This is a genomic window from Wolbachia endosymbiont (group A) of Melieria omissa, from assembly GCF_964031125.1.
GTDB lineage: Bacteria > Pseudomonadota > Alphaproteobacteria > Rickettsiales > Anaplasmataceae > Wolbachia > Wolbachia pipientis.
On record NZ_OZ035007.1, the window covers coordinates 1,132,202 to 1,152,486 of the forward strand.

A 20,285-nucleotide genomic window follows, 5' to 3' on the forward strand; every position below is an offset into this window, starting at 1 on the left:
CCCTCCCTACTTTTAATATACCTTAAAATCTTGAACTGCCTTGACCACTACTTTTACTTTTATTGGATTCATCCCTTCTTTTCCTCTCTTCATCTTCACGCTTAAACCTTTCACCAAAATTCTCTAGCTTTTTCTGATCTAATTTAGTTATATCAACTCTCCCTCCTCCTGGTGCAGTATTATCAAATTGCCTTTTGCCTGAGCCATTATTACTATGCATATTAACCTCCAGTAAAAATATTATGTAACTAATATAGTAAAAATAAAATTAAGTGCAAGCACTTTTTTATATTTTTTTTTAAAAAATTTTATTCACTCTTTTTCATAAAATTCAGTTTTCTAGATTCCAGCGTCACGCGCTGGAATGACACCTGTATTTCTCTTTGCCATCAATCCCTACTCTTTAATGTCATACCAGTACCTCTTTTTCTTGTCATCCCAGTGCCCAGACACTGGGATCCAGTCTTTTTTGTCATCTAAAGCTAACACTAGCTATCCCCTCGATGGTGCTTTTTCTGGTGCCTTTCCTATTGAATCCACATGATTATTAACTTTTACATCATCAATCAATCTTTTTGGTGGTTGAGCAGTACTAGCATTAGACTTTCCATTAGAAGCTTGTTCTTGCTGATTGTCAGATGGAATATTCCGTTGATTATTATTACTCAAATTTATCCTTCTTGACTGTGTACTATCGAGTTTAAACTTTCCACCTCTTTTTTGCTGATCTCTCTTCGTCGTCTGCCCTGTAGGTTCCGGTGGACACACCTCTTTCTTCGGTCCCTCCGGCTTCGCTTTTTTCTCTTCTTCCACTTTTGGTTTTGTTTCTTTTACCTCGCGGATCTCCTCCTTTATAACCTCTTTAGGTATTAGTTCTTTCATAGGTTTTGGTAAAAGATCAAGCTCTGGTTTGCTCAGAGGGACTGGCCTTACAAATCCGGGTGAAATTTCAAAAAGGAAAACTGGCACTTTAGGCTTTTCTCTTTCGTCTAACTTGATTTCTACGTTTTCGCAAACTTCTTTATTTTCTTCCTTTAATGATGTTTTTTCTGCTTTTTTATCTTCTTTTTCTGTAGATGCCTCTACCGCAGCCGCCAACTCAACTCCAAACATCTCTGCGAACATTGTAACAATCCATCCGACAACGGCCATTTGTAACCTGAGTTTCAGATCTTGCAATGCAGTTAATCTTTCTAACGCCCTTGCAAACTCTTCTTCTGATAACTCACCACTGCCTAATTTCTCCTGCAATTCTTTTATCTCTTTGTCCAACCTCTGATTGAAACTTAAATCGCGTGCAAAAATCTTCTTGATTAACTCCTTAAGCTTGTCACGCATAAATTTAATTATCGAAAGAAGCCAATTTTTTTCTTTCTTCTCCTTGAGCATTTGGTAGATTTTCGGATCATCTACATCTACTTCAAAAAGGGTAAAGAGAGATTCAAAGAAATTCCAGAAATCTCCGAGTACTCTTCCTTTTTCACCAGTGAAGTAATCCTCATCATCACCTTCTCCGATATGTAGCTCTGCTTGAGATGATATTTCATCGATACAACTAGAAGCCTGACGCTCACACTCGAGCCTCCTGAGCAAATCTTGTCTGGTGAGCTCCTCTATGGCTGCTTTTAGTTCATTTAGCTTCTGCTCTGCAGAGAAATCTTGCTCCCTGATTTTTCCTTGGAAGATCGAGCTACCGTTTCCGTTATTATCTGAAAAATTTTCCATTATTTTTGCCTCCTCAATAAAATTACTGCCTTTGTTGTTACCTGAAAAGCTTTCCACCATTTTTACTTCCTTCATAAAACTTAATAATTTAATTCTACAGTACTAAATATTTAAGAACTATTAATGTAAAGATGTCAATAAAATTATTTATATTTTTACACTATATATATATTATATCATGTGCTATTTAACCTTTCAATAATATTTTTTATTTTTACTGCTTCTTCAAACTCTAGCATGCACTTTTCTTAAATTATCCTTATTAATATTTGCTTTTGCCTCTATTCCACTTTTTCTTGTAAAGTATTTGATATAGATTTTATTATACTCTTTGGCATAACATTTGCAACATACTTTATCTATAAATGGAAATTATTATACTTGCAGCTAGACACAATTTGAAATAATTTACACTATAAAGTTAAGGAACGAGATCCCAGTGTCACGCACTGGGATGACAGCCATACGCGTCAAGTTAAGGAAATAAAGGTATGAAAGAGATAGAATAATAAGGTATAAGTTCTCCCAGATATACTTTTAGTGAGAGAACCAATGAATAAAATAACTTGCTTATCAAAAAAGCTCAAAGAATTTTTTAATGAAAAAGCAGAGAAAATCTCAATTACAACAAGGTTTATAAAAAGAAAGAGAAAGCTAAAAGGTTCATCATTCGTAAAAGCCATGGTCTTGGGTAATATAGGAGTTGATAATTGTAGCGTAGAAACAATGTGTCAATTACTAAACGAGGACTCGATAGATATAACAAAACAAGGTTTGGATTTTAGATTTACTGAAGAAGCAGTGGAATTTATGAAAAGGATGTATAATGAATCTGTGATTCTCTTTAAAAATATCTTGCAAGTTGATTGCAAAATCTTACAGCAATTTAATAGTGTTAAATTATTGGACAGTAGCTATATTACTCTACCTAACAGTATGGAAGAGATGTATAAAGGTTATGGTACTAGCTACAGTGGCTATGAAAGCAATACTAAGTCTGGAATAAAGTTACAATTAGTTTTCGACTACATGAATCAGATAATAGACCAACTTAATTTAACGGAGGGGGTAAGATCAGACCAGGGATATAGGAAACATTTAAGTAATATATTAAGCAATGATTTGCTAATATCTGATCTCGGTTATTTTGTGCCAAGTTCTTTTAAACAAATCAATGAAATAGGAGCTTATTTCATAAGTCGTTATAAATCCGATACCAACATATATGATGTAGAAACAAATCAAAAAATGGAGTTATTAGAATGTTTAGAGGATAAGTTATTTTTAGAAAACGAGGTATTGTTAGGAAAAGAAGCAAAAATTAGAGTAAGAATTATATGTCAGAAACTAACTGAAGAACCATACGCGTCAAGTTAAGAGATTGTGAGCAAATTTAGAGAGGTTAAAGTGGATACTCTAGCCCTTCTACGTTTGTCTTTTAATGAAAATCGCGACCAAGTTATAGTGAGTTTTTTAAGAAATGCTTTTAAACTATTAATTTTGGTTAATACTAAAAATAACTCTCTAACCCGCCTTTTTAGCTCAATAAATGCCTTTGTTAAGCTAAGTTCTGTATTCTTTTTCACTTCTGTGCAACCAACTATGCCGTGAAATATAAGAATTGCGCACAATTTAGCATATAGTTCACATAATACTCTGCATGGCTTTCCTTTTAGCTTATCAAGCCTGATATGGCTTTTATACAATTTAAATAATAACTCAATTTGCCACCTTACTCTGTAAATCGTTAATACTTGCTCAGCACTAATTTTATTTTCTGGAACATTAGTTATAAATATTGACCAGTTCAACAATTTTTGATTTCTTTTAGAGGATGTATATCCCTGCGATCTTGCTAATCTATTAGCTTTCCTTCTTCTGGCCATAGACTGTTCTTCAGTTAGTTTCTGACATATAATTCTTACTCTAATTTTTGCTTCTTTTCCTAACAATACCTCGTTTTCTAAAAATAACTTATCCTCTAAACATTCTAATAACTCCATTTTTTGATTTGTTTCTACATCATATATGTTGGTATCGGATTTATAACGACTTATGAAATAAGCTCCTATTTCATTGATTTGTTTAAAAGAACTTGGCACAAAATAACCGAGATCAGATATTAGCAAATCATTGCTTAATATATTACTTAAATGTTTCCTATATCCCTGGTCTGATCTTACCCCCTCCGTTAAATTAAGTTGGTCTATTATCTGATTCATGTAGTCGAAAACTAATTGTAACTTTATTCCAGACTTAGTATTGCTTTCATAGCCACTGTAGCTAGTACCATAACCTTTATACATCTCTTCCATACTGTTAGGTAGAGTAATATAGCTACTGTCCAATAATTTAACACTATTAAATTGCTGTAAGATTTTGCAATCAACTTGCAAGATATTTTTAAAGAGAATCACAGATTCATTATACATCCTTTTCATAAATTCCACTGCTTCTTCAGTAAATCTAAAATCCAAACCTTGTTTTGTTATATCTATCGAGTCCTCGTTTAGTAATTGACACATTGTTTCTACGCTACAATTATCAACTCCTATATTACCCAAGACCATGGCTTTTACGAATGATGAACCTTTTAGCTTTCTCTTTCTTTTTATAAACCTTGTTGTAATTGAGATTTTCTCTGCTTTTTCATTAAAAAATTCTTTGAGCTTTTTTGATAAGCAAGTTATTTTATTCATTGGTTCTCTCACTAAAAGTATATCTGGGAGAACTTATACCTTATTATTCTATCTCTTTCATACCTTTATTTCCTTAACTTGACGCGTATGGTTTGCAAACATTCTGTTACTTAAGCTTAAAAAACGTGTATGATAGCGTTATTTCACTTAAATCTTTTGTATTACTATCAAGCATTATCTCAGGATCTATATAGAAAGATACGGGCATAGCTGCTTTTTGTTTTGGTAGCAACATTTGCTCTTCAAAACAAAAGCATGCAATTTTATTGAAATACTTACCTGCTTTGAAAGGCGTAACATTATACACCGCCATTCCAAATGAAGGCTGATCAGATAGATTTTTTGCGTAATAAAAAGCTAAACTTTGTTCTCCTATGTTTACATCAACATAGTTAGTTTCTGATTTAAATTCCCAAGGTAGATCGGACATTATATCAGCATTGAAATGGACCCTGATCTTTTGGTTAGTTATATTTGTTGTTGTGTTAGTTACTTTTCTTATTGTGCCACCATACCCAGTAGCTTTACAAAAAATGCTATATAGAGGCACCGATGCATATGTAAGACATATCATCGACACAACTAAAGATATTAAAAAGAAGACTATAGAATTTTTATCATTTCTCCTTAAAAAGGAGAACATTTAGTCCCTGTTATTAAGTAACCTGAGCAAACTGAGAAATATATTGATAAAGTCTAGGTAAAGACTAGTTGCACCAAGTATTGCCAGCTTAGTAGTAGCAGCTTCTGAACCATCATTATACTTGTAATAAACATCCTTGATTCTCTGAGCGTCAGATGCAGTTTTTAAAGTAAACACTATTACCGATATGAATGATATTGCAAAATCGAGTGGACCACTTCCAAGGAACAAATTCACTACAGATGCTATAATTAATCCCCAGACTCCCATTCTCAAAAAAGAGCCCATACTTGTTAGATCTCTTTTTGTGATGTTACCATACAAAGCCATAGAGGCGAACATGATTGATGTAATGAAAAATGCTCTTGCTATACTTTCTGCAGTATAAATTATGAAAATATAGGATGAAGACATTCCAATTAATACTGCAAACGCAAAAAATATGGTGAATGCAGACTGAACACTAAGATGTAGAATTTTAGGGTATACAAAAAACACTAGTACAAGTGGAGAAAATATTACTGTATACAACAGGACTGGATTAGAATGAATTACCTGAAAAAGACCTGAAAACACCGTTAGGAACGCGACAAGCCCTGTAACGCCTAAAGCTAAAGCCATATAATTATATACTTTAGTTAGGTAACTTCTAAGCCCAGCACTGTAGTAAGCGCCTTGAGAGCGAATATCCTGTTCATTTCTCATGTAAGACATAATATAACTCCTTTTATCCATTACTTAACACATTATAATATAAAACCATATTTTTATCAAGTGTTTTTATTATAAACAGCTATGCGCTGGCATTTGTTTTAATATAAATAGAATATAGGCCTATTGCTGCTGCATTTGAAACATTTAAACTGTTAATTGCATTTGACATTGGTATTTTTAAAAGATAATCACAGTTTTCTTTAACTAACCTCCGCATTCCTTTCTCTTCGGAACCAAAAATAATTACTCTTTTTTTCTCAAAACTCTTTATTTCATCTATATTTTCTTTAGTATTGCAATCAAACCCATAACACCAGTAACCGACCTTTTTTAAATACTGCATAGTTTTTACTATATTTGTAACGTATATTAGTGGGACAATATCCAATGCTCCACTTGCTGCTTTTGCAATAGATGCATTTTCACTTGGTGAATGGTTATGTGGTAAAACCAATGCGTCGACATTAAAACAAGCTGAAGTTCTTAAAATCGACCCAATATTGTGCGTGTCAGTGACTTGATCTAAAATGACTATAGTAGAGCTATCGTTCGAGCTTTCAGCTATTTCTTCAATGCTTAAGTTATAAAGAATAGGGGCAACATTTAAAGCAATTCCCTGATGGTTAGCACCTTTGGGTAAAACGTCATTAAGTATTTTGCTTTCTACTAATCGAACTTTAATGCCCTTACTGTCTACACATTGCCTAATTTCTTTTTTGTGCTCTCTATAGAAATTTTCTGTTGCTAACAGTTCTATACACCGCCTATTTTTATTCTTCAGTGCTGACATGCAGGTGTGCTTTCCATACAGCCAAAAATTCTCATTAGTTTTTGACGATTTCATCGTATTATTGAAAATCGGGTTTTTATAGAATAAGCAACATTTTACTATGTTTGGATATTGTTGTAAAATTATACAATTCGATTAATGCGTTTATGTCGGACAATGAGTTGGATTGGCAAAAAAATGTTAAGCCAATAGAATGTGGAAAAGTTACTTTGAAAGTTGATCATAAAGTAAATATAAAGTCTATGGTTGATAAAGGTACCTCCGACTTACAAGGGAATTTTCTTAATACCAATAATAGTAACTCATCATTTTGTCTTGACCAAAACACAAAATCAAAAGTTGATAGGGGTAAATATTTTATAAGCGATAAGCTCGATTTGCATGGCTATAATATAGAGGATGCTTACTGTAAATTGATAGATTTTATTATCAAAAATTATCGAGCAGGAAATAGATGTTTATTGGTAATTACGGGATACGGCAGTGCAACAAACAAAACAGACACTATAAAGAGTAACTTAAATAAATGGTTAAATGACACTAAAATCCAGCATATGGTTCTATACTACCAACAAGCTACGAAAAAACATGGTGGTAAAGGGGCTTTTTATGTTTTATTAAGAAGGAATAAAAACCTTGAGTCCTGATACTTAAAATTCCTTTTAAGCCTTAATTTTTCTTGTATAACCATACAGTGTTCGGCAGCGCGTGACGCACAACTGTGCGAACATTGTGATTTGGGTCTACCAGGAAGGATGTCTCCCAGTACCTCTTTTCCCGTCATCCCGCTACGTGTTAGCGGGATCTCATTTCACTTTATGAGGGTGTCATCCGAGTAGCCCCTTTCTCGTCATCCCGCTACGTGTTAGCGGGATCTCATTTCACTTTATGAGGGTGTCATCCGAATAGCTTGACTACTTGGATCCAGATTGGATACTGAGTTGGTGAGTATAAAAGTATAGCTTCTACGTCATACCGCCGCGGTATCTCAGCCGCTAACAAGTAGCGGGGTGACGAGTTACTATACCGCTGCGAACCGTCATACCGCGATTTATTCCATAGCTGTACGAACATTCATTTTTGAAGGTAAACTGCACAGCAAATGGTGTCATTCCAGTGCTTGACACTGGAATCCAGCCGGCTTTGTTGCATCGCTAGCTATGATGGATTAAAGATAAAAAAGGTGGAGAATATCAGTAGCTTATTATTCTGGTATTTATAACAAGAACGGTCAGTGAATACCTAAATTTGAGTAAAAGAAATTTCACTACCACTCACTAATCCGGCTAAAATTCAAGAATTTCAATGCTTTAGCTATTTTCAATAGAATTAAATTTATTAATATAAATAACAAGTTACTATTCTTAAATTTGATCAGATTGATTGCAAAAAAAACAAGATTTTCAATAAGTTGCTTATAATCCTAATTATAGTTAGCCTTTCATAAGTAGCGATGCAACAAAGCCATTCCAGCGTCACGCGCTGCCATGTGATATACAATTTCCTTCGAATTACAACGTACGTGCGCTCTATATGCACTTGATTGACAAATGCTCTCTTATCAAAATCTCAAGAATCTGCACTATATTTAATGCTGCGCCTTTGCGCAGGTTGTCAGCCACTATCCACATATTTAATCCGTGCTCAACAGTATTGTCTCTTCTAATACGCGATACATATACAGCATTCTCCTGTACAACATCAATTTGAGTTATGTATTCACTATCTTCACGCCTGTTGTACACTAAAACTCCACTATCTTCGGCTTCACTTAGCACTTCACGAGCTTGTTCTTCAGTGATATGTTGATCAAATTCCACATTTACTGCCATAGCGTGACCGATAAAGACGGGTACCCTTACACAAGTTGCAGTAACTTTTATATCTTCCTCTAAAATTTTTTTTGTCTCCTCTTGCATTTTCCATTCCTCTTCTGTAGAGCCATTTTCCATGAATTCTCCTACATGGGGAATGCAATTGAATGCTATTTGCTTAGAGAATATCTTGGGTTTTTTAGCTTCGTTCATAAAGATTTTTTTTGTCTGGTCATAGAGCTCATCCATTGCTGCTTTGCCTGCACCAGAAGTTGATTGATAAGTTGAAGCAACGATTCTCTTTATTTTTGCTTTTTGGTGTAATAGATGTAGTACTAGCAGCATCTGTATTGTAGTACAGTTTGGATTGGATATTATGTTGTGGTTTTTATATTCCATAATTTTTTCTTTATTAATCTCTGGAATAATGAGTGGCACACCCTCTTTCATTCTAAAATGGGAACTGTTATCTATCACGATGCATCCAGCCTGTGTTGCAATTGGTACATACTCTTCAGAAACATGAGATCCAGCACAGAAAATGGCTACATTAGTTCCAACGAAGTCATAATCCTCAAGGCATAAAACTGTTAACTCTTTGTCACCAAAGCTCACCTTCTTCCCTTCTGATTTTTTCGATGCAAGTGCAATAACGCAATCTATCGCCTCATCTTGAAATTCAGCAAGCGTGCTTAATACCTCACGCCCTACTCTTCCGGTTGCTCCAATAACAGCAATTTTGTATCTCATATAGATGAACCTCTAATTTTAAAGTTCTATTATATTTTTACTGACAAAATTTACAATTGTTTTAATATTTTTACCTTGCAATTAATTGTAATTTAGCTATTATTATGCAATATTAGTAATATTACATAATGAAATGAAAGATGAGTAAGGAATACGATGAAACTAAGGTTAAACCTGCAATGTCTACACCTCAAGGGCCTGAAGGAACCAATGGATCAAAGGCCCAAAGTGTTCTTTCGAATAAAAGAAAGCCTACAATAAATTTTGATGATAAAAAGTATGGTGTAAAAACCTCTAAAATAGACCAACAGTCTCTAAACAAAAGACAAGAATCTTCAAAGCTAAGAGATCTCTTAAGGTCAATACCAATAATAAGGAGATTTTTAGCAAGGATTTTCACACCTGAAAAAATAGAAATCATCAGTAACCCTATATATGACAACATGGAAGCATATAAAAAATCGCAGGAAGATTACCCTAGTAAGATAAAAGATGAAACTAGTATAGATGATGAACACACAAAAGAAGTAGATAGTAAACTTGAGAAGGGTAATGTTGAACAAGTGGACAACAAGAAAAGTCGTAGTTCATAAATATCAATCATTTAAAAATTATCTCTAGTTATAACATTGTATCTGTTCAGATGCATGGCTCATGTACAAATATTGAAACAAAAATTCCAGTGCTCCTTTCTCGTCATCCCAGTGCGTGACACTTGTATCTTTATGATGTGAGGCATTAGAGCTAAAATACCTCACAGGGAGGGTGAAGCTGATGCGACACTAATGCCATTAAGCCAGATTTTGCTTCCCTCCCATAGAGTTAAAGACTGAACAGTATCTTTTGGAATTATATCCCGTATTACAAGGTTAGTCTAAACTCTCAGTTTATTTATAGTCTTGGAGGCAATTTTATGCAAGTAAATGCTATTTTGGGTGTGGATATTTCAAAAAAGAAATTTGATGTTTGTTTGTTAGTGGACAGTAAAAAACGACACAAAGTCTTTCAAAATAATCAAGATGGTTTTGCAAAACTTGTAGTTTGGTGCAATGGCCATGGAGCAAATCTTACTCATTTATGTCTTGAAGCAACTAGTTGGTATGGAGAAGATTTGGCTACTTTTATGCACGATTTAAGACATAATGTCAGTATAGTAAACCCAGAAAGCTTTTGGCAAAAGTGAGCTGCTCAGAAATAAGACAGATAAATCAGATGCAGCTATGATAGCTAGATTTTGTATCGCCAACAAACCTGCTCTTTGGAAGCCCATTGCACCTGAAATGAGGCATTTGAGGGAGCTTTACCGTTGCATGCAATCGCTAAAAGATGATAAGGTGCAACAGACAAATCGCTTGGAAAACAAAAATATGCATTCCAGTTGCAAAGAAGCTATATCTAAAGTAATTTTGGCAATAGAGGAGCAAATTATTGTTCTCGAAAAAGAAATTAATGAGCATATAAATAACTATCCACATCTAAAAAATATGGTGGAAAACCTTAAGACTATAAAAGGTATAGGATATCTTACTGCTGTTGCTGTTGTCGCAGAAATGCCATCAGTTGATAACTTTGACAATGCTAAACAATTTACAGCTTTTGCTGGTCTAAATCCAGGACATTATCAATCGGGATCGTCAGTAAGTAAGAGAAGTTGCATATGCAAAATAGGATCTGAGCGTATTCGAAAAGCTCTTTATATGCCAGCTATAGTAGTCAAAAACCATAATAATCATTTTCAAAAGTTTTGTCAGCGTCTAGCAAGTAAAGGCAAATGTCCAAAAGTCATAGTTCTTGCGTTAATGCGAAAATTAATGCATGTCTTTTTTGGTATTCTTAAAAATAATCAACCATTTATAGCATTTCTCATAATAGTCCGAACAGGTCATAGGAAGGCAGAATCAACAGCACGACGAAAGGATTCGAATAGAGGAATGTTTTTCCTGGCTCTGTTTTTTATAGCAAACCAATGATGCTCAATTTTGTTGAAATCTGGAGAATAAGGCGGCAGATACAAAATTTCTGCACCAACCCCTTTAGCAAGCTCGATAATCTTATCAGACTTATGAAAAGTAGCATTGTCAAGAATGACAGTCTGTCCAGGTTCCAAGATCGGTGTCAAAAATTGCTCAAACCATCCATTAAAAACATCCATATTACAGTGGCCTTCAAAGGTTAACGGAACAACTATCTTTCTTCCACTTAAGGCTGCAACCATACTGATTCGTTGAGTTTTCTTTCCAGATTTTAAGGCATAAAACCGCTGTCCTTTCTGGCAATATCCGTAGGGGTAGTCTTCGGTGTTATCAATGCCAGACTCATCTATATACACTAAGTTTTTAGGTTCTTTTGTCGCTATAATTTTCAAAAATTCAGCACGTTTTTCTTCGTTTCTTTCCTTGTATCCATATGTCTTTTTTTGCGCGTAAATCCAATTTTTTTAAGGGCTCGATAGATCGTTTGGATACTAACGTTGTTCCAAAGTTTAGCCATTTCCGATAGAGTCTTTCCTCCGTGTTCTCTGGCAAATTTGGCAAAGGTATCCCAGTCGGTAATTTTGTGATTGTAACCCCCATTTCCAAGTTTTTTTGATTGAAAGTCTCCTGTTTCTTTTCTTCTTTGCTGCCACTCCCATAAAGTAGTTCTTCCAATCTTAAATCTTGCTGCCACTGTTTCTCTGCTTTCTCCTTCGTCTAGCGCTTCCATTGCTTTTTTTCTTAAATCATAACTATATGCTGCTGGCATTCAACCTCCTTATCATCATCTACCCTTATCCTATCACATCCGGACTTTTATGGAAAGAGCTATAATTGTAATTTTGTTGGATAATTTGTTTGACAGCAGAGACAGTATCTGGGATCCAGATTGGGCACTAAGTTGGTAAACACGAAAGCGATTAATCCTTTACAACGTTTTTGATGGAACTGCGCGAAAGAACTGGATGCCAGTGTCACGCACTGGCATGACACCCATTTCTTCCTATAGTTGTCTTTTCTCGTCTACCTTATTTTGCCACTCTGCTGAACAGATACATAACATTTGCTATACAGAAACTCTGCGATACCAAAATAAATAAAGAGGTACGCCACTTGCAGTGAATAAGCTTGCGATCAGCAAGGTATTCACAGAAGTTTCAAATATTACCCAGCAGCAAAAGGTTGTTGCTATACTGCCAATTAAAAATTTGTAACAACTCTTTTCTTGCACAATAACTTTGAGAAAAGCAAGACTGCATGCAAGGTAAACAAATAAAAATGAAACTACAGAAAAGTCGATAATTGATGTGATCTGCTTAGCAAAATTGTTGCTTGAAGTGAGGATTAGTAAAGTTGCAGTTCCAACTGAGCTAGTTGTTATGCCCCAGAAAGGAGAACCGTGCTTGTTTCTTTGAGCAAAAAACTGTGGCATCAGTTTATCTTTTGCAAGGCCAAGGGCCACTTGTCCACTAGCTAGTACCCAAGCGTTTAAAGTACCAACACAAAAAATGAACGCAGTTATAGAAATAATCAAGTGCCAATTGCCAGAGGCCATAATTTTTATTGCGTCAACATATGGTGCTCTTGAACTTGCTAAATCATTGCCATTTATTAATCCCATAATTGCAAGATTGTTGATAAAATACACAACAGCAACAGAGATTGTTCCAAGTACCACAGCTCTTGGTATTGTTCTAGCTGGATTATCAACTGACCCTGCAGGTGCTGTTGCCAATTCAACTCCAATAAAACCCCATAGAGTAATAAGTGTAGAACGGGCAAGAATCTGCGATGTTGTAAGATTTGATATTTCTTCACTTATGATGAAGTTATTTCTATCAAAAAAAAACAATGCTGCTATAGGTATTACAAGCAATACAGAAATTTTTATCACCGTCAATAAAAACTCAACACGTCCAGCAGTAGCTACTCCTCTAAAATTTATTAGTGTAATAATTGTAAGTAATAACATCTCTAAAAACAGATGTACGTTTTGAATATCTTCATGGAAAAATGGTGTAAGATAACCAACACCCACAACTATTACGGCTGTTGTGCTAACCCATGAGATCACCCAATACGTCCAACCAACAAAAAAAGCTGCAGCAGGGCCAAAAGCATGCTTTACATAGACGTGAGGGCCACCCGTTTCCGGAAATTTTGCGCAGAGTGAGGCAAAAACTAAAGCAAGAGATATAGCACCAAGCCCTGATATTATCCAGCTTATAAGGCTATACATGCCATATGGAGCAAGGCTAATTGGAAGCATAAAAATTCCAGAGCCAATTTGGCTGCTAATCACTAAGGCAAAAATAGCCCAAAAACCTATTTTATTTGACACAATAATTCTTATCTAAATAGATTAACAATATACCCTAAACTCAGAAATTTCAATTGATCTTTTAACATAAAAACTTGCATTTTTTTCAATTTATTCCTAAAATAGATTATATTAACAGATTATTAAGAGGGGGTTATGAATCCGAGATTAAAAGCATTTTTGGTTGTTTGTAGTATTATTGCATTTTTGATTGCACTTTTGTTTCTCGTGTATTATTTAAATCTTCTTGTTAACTATATCCTTGACCCGATTCTAGTTCGTCCCTTTGAAAGATTATACAAAAACTTAATTGTTGATGGTCTTTATGCCTATTTATCTACAAGCACTTCTAGCCCTGCACTAGCATTTTTGGCTACAGGTTTTATTGTTATTGCTGCGTTTATTTGCCTGAATAAAATGCTTCTTCCCTTGCAAGAGAAGATCATAAACAACTATACCTCCTTTAAAAACAACAATATTGATAGCAATAGCATGTTGTTTGAGGTTTATAAAGATCCAACAATAAAATTAAAGGACAAAATCTTATTCTTCAGTATACACTTGATATATTACCTACAGCTTCCATTTTTGTATATTGCATCAAAGGTATCAGCTCTACGTGGGTTTCTTATATTTAATTTTGGTTTATTATTGTTAAATTATGCACTGCTAATTCCAGTAGCACTTCTTGAGTTAATAAAATATCCATCAGTAAAACTCTTTTCACCTTTGGGTTTGAATGTAAAGCAGCTAAGCTTTTTGTTTAATGTAAGTGATGTGGGCACTGGTAGTCAAAGTGTTCATACTAGAAGTTTTGAGGAAAGTGTCATAAACTGCGCTGAAGAACTAAAACAGAAATTTGGAACTCAACCAAATGTACTCAATAAAGAGTTTGAAGACTACATAAATAATTCAGATGAGCTTACAACTGAGCAAAAAGAGCAATTAAAACTTTATCTTAACTTTAATTGTTCCAATGAAGCAGCTTGGCAAGAATCAAAAACTGGACTAACTCTCACACAAGCTGCAAACTTAGTTTCAACTGCTGCTAAGAATCAAAAATCAGATGTGAATTCACTATTACTAATGAATTTAAAGGATGGACTTGGTTTATGTACTCTGGGAATGTTCGATCGTATTATTTATTCGCTTAGTTGTCTTGAAGCGAAAAATAATTTCTTGGTTCAAATAAATGGAGCAGTGAACGTATTAACACCTAAATTTACTGAAAGATTTTTAAAAGAATATTGCAATTATAAAAAATTAAAAATTTTGGTAGACAAGTTTGAAGATTTTTACTCCGAAGATTATGCGGATAAAAATAATATAAGCGATGAGGTGAAGAGCAACATTAACCAATCAATAATAGAAATAAGAGAATTTGTCTTTAAAGAGCTTTACATAAAATTTTACGAAGAGTATGGAAAAAGTATTCAAAGAGGTGCCATAAAGCAAAAATTAAGGGAATTAGTTACAGATGATAGTATAAAGGAAGCAGTGTATTATTCAATGTATAATATAGAAATCCCTGCAGAACCACCTACTTATCTTGAAAGAGTAAAAGCATTTTTTGGAGGTCATGCAAGGTCTCCTGCTGCTTAGTGGTGGGCTCATGTCATGGTAGAAAATTTTGACTTTAGCTAAAAAAATTACTTCCGCATACTTGAAACCTCATTATAATGACAATTAGAGATGTTTCTCGAGCTCAAAATTTGTCTCCGTCTGCAGACTTTTCATTTAAATTTCAGTTAAAAATGTGGCGTATCTTCTTCAGTGTATGTGGGTGCACACGCATACTTAATCTCTGCCCAATGTGCGTTGCATTTTTTCTGAATCTTGTTCATATGGGGGATTCTATGCCTAAAATTCCAGACACTTGACTTTAGCTAAAAACCAACTGGCGCCTATGGTTTTTTATAGTTTTATCTTCCCTTTTCTGAATGGCTTGCAAGCTGCTATCTCTACAAAAACTATGTTTTTCTTCAGAAGAGAGTTATATTGTAACTATGGACAAAATAATCATAAAAAAATTTGGTGGGACTTCGCTAACTGATTTAAACCGAGTTGCAAATTTGATAAAAAACGATATTGAGAAAGGTTGTAATGTAATCGTTGTTGTATCTGCTGTTGCAGGATTTACTGACCAAATGGCTTTTCAGGCTAGGCAAATCTCAAATTTAAGTTGCAGACAAGAGTTATCAGAGTATGACGTTATGCTTTCAGCAGGAGAACAAATCTCTTGCGGTCTATTAGCTATCACTCTCCAATCGATCGGAGTTAATGCTAAATCGTGGCTTGCCTGGCAGTTACCAATTGTAACTGATGATTTTTATTCTGAGTCTAAAATAAAAACAATAAAGATTGACCGTGTGAAAAGATCTTTTGCTGAGGGTTATACTGCTGCGATCATTGCTGGTTTTCAGGGTATAAATGATGATAGAATCACTACTTTTGGAAGAGGAGGCTCTGATATATCAGCAGTTGCCTTCGCGGTAGCCTTTGGTGTTAGAATTTGCGAAATTTTTACTGATATTGATGGAATATATACAGCAGACCCGAGAATTGTTCCAAAGGCACGCAAGCTCAAATTTATCTCTTACGATGAAATGTTGGAAATGTCGTCATCTGGTGCTAAAATACTGCATAATCGTTCAGTACAACTTGCAATGAAACATAACATTAAAGTGCAAGTGCTATCCACTTTTAAGGAAGTAGAAGGCACCACAGTGCTACACAAAAGGGATGTACTAGAGAGATACTTAATTACTGGAATAACTTATAGCACTAATGAAGCTCTTGTAACTTTCACTAACCTTGCAAATAACTTGCGTACTTTAAGAGATATAGCAGGAGCAAACGTTAAAATTGATATGATACATGGGTCAAGTTTTGTTATCTCCAAATTTGATATTGATTTAATGGAAAAGTTACTGAATAAGAATGAAAATTATGCTATAAACGATAATGTAGCTAAAATTTCAATAATTGGTATTGGTGTTATGTCTAACACTGAAGTGATGCACCGCACACTCAAGGTTTTAAGCGAAAAAAAGATAGAAATACTTGCTATCACAACATCTGAAATCAAAATCAGTATAATTGTTCAAAAAGAATGCGCTGTAGCTTTAGTCAAAGATTTACATACTGAGTATGAGCTTGATATGCAGCACTAGGATAGGCTTGACGTCCAGTTGTCTAAGAGTATGTCTTGAAAAGGAATGAGGAAAAAAATATGATAGTGTAAGTAAAAAATAGGAGGGAAAATTGTATCCAAGTGATATAAGTGATAAGGAATGGGAAATTTTGGAGCCACATGTTGCACAAGGAAAGATAGGGAGGCCAAGAAAGCACAATATCAGAACAATTATTAATGCAATAAGGTATATAATGAGAGGTGGTTGTCAATGGAGAATGCTGCCGAAAGATTTTCCTCCATGGAAGACGGTGTATGACTATTTTCTCAGGTGACGTAGTAATGGCAAATTGGAAAAAATACATAATATGCTAGTAAAAGAGGTAAGAAAAATGTTTGGTAAAAATGAAACACCTTCAGTAGGAATAATTGACAGTCAATCAGTAAAAACCACTCAAAAAGGGGATCCAGAGGATATGATGCTGAAAAAAAAATAAAGGGTAGAAAACGTCATATTGTTGTAGATACAGTGGGCTTAATTATTGCGGCTGATGTTCATAGTGCAAGTGTTCAAGATCGTGATGGTGCTCTAAATCTTTTCACTCAAGCTAAATACAAGGCTCCAACTTTACGTAAGTTTTTTGCTGATCAAGGATACATAGCAAAACCGCTGTTTATTGGAGACAGGATACGATTACCAAGAAAGCTGTTGATGTTACAGGATTTTTCGACAATCTGGACCACAATTTAGCACTGCAGGCTATCAAGAAGCACACAGACTGCAAATGGGTCATACTGTATGTTGAAAGGTGGATGAAATCCCCTATTCAGCAAGCAGATGGCAGTAAGGTAGTTAGGGAAAAAAGGAGTTCCGCAAGGAGGTTCAATAAGCCCAATCATTTCAAACATATTTATGCACCATGCATTTGATATATGGATGAAACAAAATCACCCAACAGTACCATTTGAAAGATATGTGGATGATGCGATAGTGCACTGCAGAACTAAAAGACAGGCAGAATTTATGCGAGCAGCAATTGAAGAAAGATTGGCACAATGTAAGCTAAAATTGCAACCTGATACCAATGCCATTCCAAAACTCCATCATTATACTGCCTTAGTATAACCTTCTCACTTCTATTGTCTATTTGTTTGTTATGTAATAGAAATTGGTATGAGATTGAAGAATTAAGTGTGAACGGTTACAGAATTTTTGCCAGGAGAAACATATAGTTAAAGTAATTCAGATTTGTAAGATATGTTTATCTGCAATTATAGCTTCAACAGTAGGCAATGTTGCTTTTAATTACCTCAACATTTTCTCTTGGCAATTCTTTAATGAACCGAGAAGTGCGCATCGGTTGCCACTGGTTGTTAATTTCCCTCCTATCTGCACATGAAATGATTAACCTTTCTTTGGCTCTGGTTATGCCAACATATGCGAGTCTCCTTTCTTCTTCTAAAGCTTTACCACTTTTGTCATCAAAAGATCTTTGATGAGGAAATAATCCCTCTTCCCAACCAGGTAGAAACACGCACGGGAATTCAAGTCCTTTGGCTGCATGAAGAGTCATAACATATACGGTGTCATCGTTATTCATATTATCCACTTCCATCACCAAACTTATGTGCTCCAAGAAAGTTGTGGCATTATCGAAATTTTTTAAAGATGAGATGAGCTCCTTGACATTTTCTATTCGTGCTAAGCCTGTTACCTCCTCATTTTCAAGCATTTCAATATACCCTGATTGGTTTGCTACGATTTTAACGAATTCATGCAGTGGTTTTACGCTTACTATTTCTTCCCAAGCTTTAATTTTATTTAAAAAATCATTTAGTGAGAGTTTAATTCTTTCGGTTACTTGATTACTATTAACTAATATTTTTGCTGCCTCAAAAAAAGAAATTTTGTTATCCTGAGCAGTCGTGTATATTTTCTTTAGAGTTGTAGCTCCTATGCTTCTTTTTGGCCGGTTTACGATCCTTTCGAAAGCTAAGTCATCGTTATTGTTTGTAACGAGTCTTAAATATGCAATTATATCCCTGACTTCCTGACGTTCGTAGAATTTTACGCCACTTATAATCTTGTAGGGAATTGAATATTTTATAAAATACTCTTCGAGAACTCTAGTTTGAAAAGTGGCCCTTACCAGCACTGCAATGTCACTAAATCTGTATTTATTGAGCTTTAATATCTGTTCGCTTATGAACCTTGCTTCAGCTTTTCCGTCCCATAATTTTATTAGATTTACCTTTTCCCCTTCAATGTTTGTTGTCCACAATTTTTTTTCTAAGCGAGTCTTATTGTGATTGATAACATATGACGCAGTTGCAAGTATGTGGGATGTTGACCTGTAGTTACACTCTAGTTTAACGGTTTTTGCATTTTTAAAATCATCAGAAAACTTCAAAATATTTTCAACTTCTGCACCACGCCAACTATATATCGACTGGTCATCATCTCCTACACAGCAAATATTTGAGTGCTCTTTTGCAAGGTATTTTAGCCAAAGATATTGTATCGCATTTGTATCTTGATATTCATCTACCATGACATATTTAAACTTGTTTTGGTAGTAGGACAGAACTTCGGTCTTTTGATTAAAGAGTTGTATGTTATATAGCAATAAGTCACCAAAATCGACAGAGTTAAGGAATCTCAACCTTTCCTGATACTGGTGATAGACTTTGAGTGCAGTTACGTACACTGGCCTAAATGATTGAATATCTTCCACTTCAGATGGCAATAAGCACTTCTCTTTCCATTGCTGAATAATATTCATAATGGTCTTACATTTTTCTGATAGGTAATCAGGGCTTATTTCATTGATAATATTTTTTATTACCTGTAATTGGTCATCCACACCAATGATTGTAAAATTGGGGTTTAAGCCCACAATTTCTGCGTGCAGGCGCAAAATTTTTGCTGCAATTGCATGGAAAGTGCCAAGCCATGGTATGTTTGTGCCCGTTAGCTCAAGTACCCTTGATACCATCTCATTTGCTGCTTTATTTGTGAATGTAACAGCTAATATTTCATCAGAATAAGCGTGACCATTTCTAATTATGTGTGCTATTCTTGAAGTAATCGTTCTTGTTTTTCCGGTTCCGGCTCCTGCCAATATTAAAACCGGTCCATCTATGTTAGTTACAGCTGATTGTTGTTCTGGATTTAGCAGTGAGAGATAATCGTTCATCGTAGCCCTATAGATTATAACTTCGTAAAGTTAAACCTATGATTGAAATATTGTAAAGGTTTTATTGAATAGAACAGTTAAAGAATGCTTCACTCAAGTACTACATATTTAAACGTAGGTTTTACATCTATTTTGTTTTAGTAGTTTCAGGTGTATGTCGAGTAACAACAACTTGATTTGAGGTATTGGCACCAGAACTTCTGCTTGTTGGGTGGATAAGTGGAGTTTGGAATGGCTTATATGTACGGTTTAGTTCCTTCATTTCTATTTCTTCAACTTCAACAAGGGGTTTTTCTTTTGGGGTATAGCGATTATGCGTTGCAGGTCGTTCAGTGAGATTTTCATATGTTTCTTTCAACCAAGTTCCGATATCATACATAAATCCATACGCTTTTTCTTTAAATTCTCTCAATGATCTACTGAAACTTGCTAGTGTGTTATTAAAGTAAATTGTCATATAGTCTCTTGTGGTGTATTGATAACTTTCTCCATCTAGTCTGCTACTTTGTGCGTTATACCAATTCTCA

The 20,285-nt window shown here is 34.8% G+C and carries 17 protein-coding genes and 3 pseudogenes; 9 read left to right on the forward strand and 11 right to left on the reverse strand.

The window, feature by feature from the left end:
• Positions 1-22: 22 nt before the first annotated feature.
• The gene (locus ACQH2Q_RS05300; RefSeq protein ID WP_264339090.1) at positions 23-220 is read right to left on the reverse strand and encodes a hypothetical protein; all 198 of its coding nucleotides are present in this window, start codon (positions 218-220) and stop codon (positions 23-25) included.
• 272 nt (positions 221-492) lie between these two features.
• Positions 493-1,785, reverse strand: a complete 1,293-nt coding sequence (locus ACQH2Q_RS05305) for a hypothetical protein (protein ID WP_425383621.1) — start codon at positions 1,783-1,785, stop codon at positions 493-495.
• A 492-nt stretch (positions 1,786-2,277) separates the two neighbouring features.
• On the opposite strand from ACQH2Q_RS05305, the pseudogene ACQH2Q_RS05310 reads away from it, so the two are divergent.
• A pseudogene (locus tag ACQH2Q_RS05310) lies at positions 2,278-3,084 on the forward strand (IS4-like element ISWen1 family transposase); the annotation flags it as partial.
• 14 nt (positions 3,085-3,098) lie between these two features.
• On the opposite strand, the gene ACQH2Q_RS05315 reads toward ACQH2Q_RS05310, so the two are convergent.
• The 4 genes from ACQH2Q_RS05315 to rlmB all read right to left on the reverse strand — a co-directional run bounded on the left by ACQH2Q_RS05315 (position 3,099) and on the right by rlmB (position 6,625).
• Complete coding sequence (locus tag ACQH2Q_RS05315; RefSeq protein ID WP_264339118.1) at positions 3,099-4,424, reverse strand: IS4 family transposase; 1,326 nt, start codon at positions 4,422-4,424, stop codon at positions 3,099-3,101.
• Between the two features lie 106 nt (positions 4,425-4,530).
• Positions 4,531-5,067, reverse strand: coding sequence for a cytochrome c oxidase assembly protein (locus ACQH2Q_RS05320; RefSeq protein ID WP_213863166.1), 537 nt, complete (start codon positions 5,065-5,067; stop codon positions 4,531-4,533).
• A complete protein-coding gene (locus tag ACQH2Q_RS05325; protein ID WP_425383622.1) occupies positions 5,068-5,781 on the reverse strand; it encodes a Bax inhibitor-1/YccA family protein in 714 nt (237 codons plus the stop codon). It lies immediately after the preceding gene.
• A gap of 79 nt (positions 5,782-5,860) precedes the next feature.
• Positions 5,861-6,625, reverse strand: coding sequence for a 23S rRNA (guanosine(2251)-2'-O)-methyltransferase RlmB (rlmB, locus tag ACQH2Q_RS05330; protein ID WP_213863167.1), 765 nt, complete (start codon positions 6,623-6,625; stop codon positions 5,861-5,863).
• A gap of 92 nt (positions 6,626-6,717) precedes the next feature.
• Here rlmB and ACQH2Q_RS05335 point away from each other — a divergent pair, with 92 nt between their 5' ends.
• Complete coding sequence (locus ACQH2Q_RS05335) at positions 6,718-7,218, forward strand: Smr/MutS family protein (RefSeq protein WP_319606719.1); 501 nt, start codon at positions 6,718-6,720, stop codon at positions 7,216-7,218.
• Positions 7,219-8,100: 882 nt separating this feature from the next.
• Here the strand turns inward: ACQH2Q_RS05335 and ACQH2Q_RS05340 are convergent.
• Positions 8,101-9,135 carry an aspartate-semialdehyde dehydrogenase gene (locus ACQH2Q_RS05340; protein ID WP_010962945.1) on the reverse strand — a complete coding sequence of 345 codons (1,035 nt, stop codon included), beginning with the start codon at positions 9,133-9,135 and terminating at the stop codon, positions 8,101-8,103.
• 140 nt (positions 9,136-9,275) lie between these two features.
• On the opposite strand from ACQH2Q_RS05340, the gene ACQH2Q_RS05345 reads away from it, so the two are divergent.
• Both ACQH2Q_RS05345 and ACQH2Q_RS05350 read left to right on the forward strand, forming a co-directional pair.
• Entirely contained in the window at positions 9,276-9,728 is a 453-nt protein-coding gene (locus ACQH2Q_RS05345; protein WP_015589289.1) for a hypothetical protein, read from the forward strand.
• 320 nt (positions 9,729-10,048) lie between these two features.
• Positions 10,049-11,003: pseudogene (locus ACQH2Q_RS05350) on the forward strand (IS110 family transposase); the annotation flags it as partial.
• Positions 11,004-11,017: 14 nt separating this feature from the next.
• Here ACQH2Q_RS05350 and ACQH2Q_RS05355 read toward each other — a convergent pair.
• A protein-coding gene (locus ACQH2Q_RS05355; RefSeq protein ID WP_264705388.1) for an IS630 family transposase occupies positions 11,018-11,877 on the reverse strand; the annotation gives its coding sequence in 2 pieces (ribosomal slippage) (positions 11,018-11,553 and positions 11,553-11,877; 861 coding nt in all).
• Between the two features lie 297 nt (positions 11,878-12,174).
• Positions 12,175-13,449: an APC family permease gene (locus ACQH2Q_RS05360; RefSeq protein ID WP_010082345.1), complete on the reverse strand. Its 1,275-nt coding sequence runs from the start codon at positions 13,447-13,449 to the stop codon at positions 12,175-12,177.
• A 135-nt stretch (positions 13,450-13,584) separates the two neighbouring features.
• Between ACQH2Q_RS05360 and ACQH2Q_RS05365 the strand changes: the two genes are divergently transcribed.
• From ACQH2Q_RS05365 to ACQH2Q_RS05385, 5 genes are all read left to right on the forward strand, one after another.
• On the forward strand, positions 13,585-15,030 hold the full coding sequence (locus ACQH2Q_RS05365; protein ID WP_425383434.1) for a hypothetical protein: 1,446 nt from the start codon (positions 13,585-13,587) through the stop codon (positions 15,028-15,030).
• A 404-nt stretch (positions 15,031-15,434) separates the two neighbouring features.
• Complete coding sequence (locus tag ACQH2Q_RS05370; protein ID WP_155969028.1) at positions 15,435-16,601, forward strand: aspartate kinase; 1,167 nt, start codon at positions 15,435-15,437, stop codon at positions 16,599-16,601.
• Positions 16,602-16,692: 91 nt separating this feature from the next.
• Positions 16,693-16,896 (forward strand): IS5 family transposase, encoded by a 204-nt coding sequence (locus ACQH2Q_RS05375; protein WP_007549940.1) that lies wholly within the window; start codon positions 16,693-16,695, stop codon positions 16,894-16,896.
• A 179-nt stretch (positions 16,897-17,075) separates the two neighbouring features.
• Positions 17,076-17,312: a hypothetical protein gene (locus tag ACQH2Q_RS05380; RefSeq protein WP_238513961.1), complete on the forward strand. Its 237-nt coding sequence runs from the start codon at positions 17,076-17,078 to the stop codon at positions 17,310-17,312.
• Positions 17,313-17,474: 162 nt separating this feature from the next.
• Positions 17,475-17,687, forward strand: a complete 213-nt coding sequence (locus tag ACQH2Q_RS05385) for a hypothetical protein (RefSeq protein WP_065094389.1) — start codon at positions 17,475-17,477, stop codon at positions 17,685-17,687.
• A 154-nt stretch (positions 17,688-17,841) separates the two neighbouring features.
• Here the strand turns inward: ACQH2Q_RS05385 and ACQH2Q_RS05390 are convergent, their stop codons facing one another.
• Together ACQH2Q_RS05390 and ACQH2Q_RS05395 are read right to left on the reverse strand one after the other, a co-directional pair.
• Positions 17,842-19,758: an ATP-dependent helicase gene (locus ACQH2Q_RS05390; RefSeq protein ID WP_155969319.1), complete on the reverse strand. Its 1,917-nt coding sequence runs from the start codon at positions 19,756-19,758 to the stop codon at positions 17,842-17,844.
• Positions 19,759-19,885: 127 nt separating this feature from the next.
• Positions 19,886-20,227 (reverse strand): annotated as a pseudogene (locus tag ACQH2Q_RS05395) (WD_0964 family protein); the annotation flags it as partial.
• Positions 20,228-20,285 lie beyond the last annotated feature (58 nt).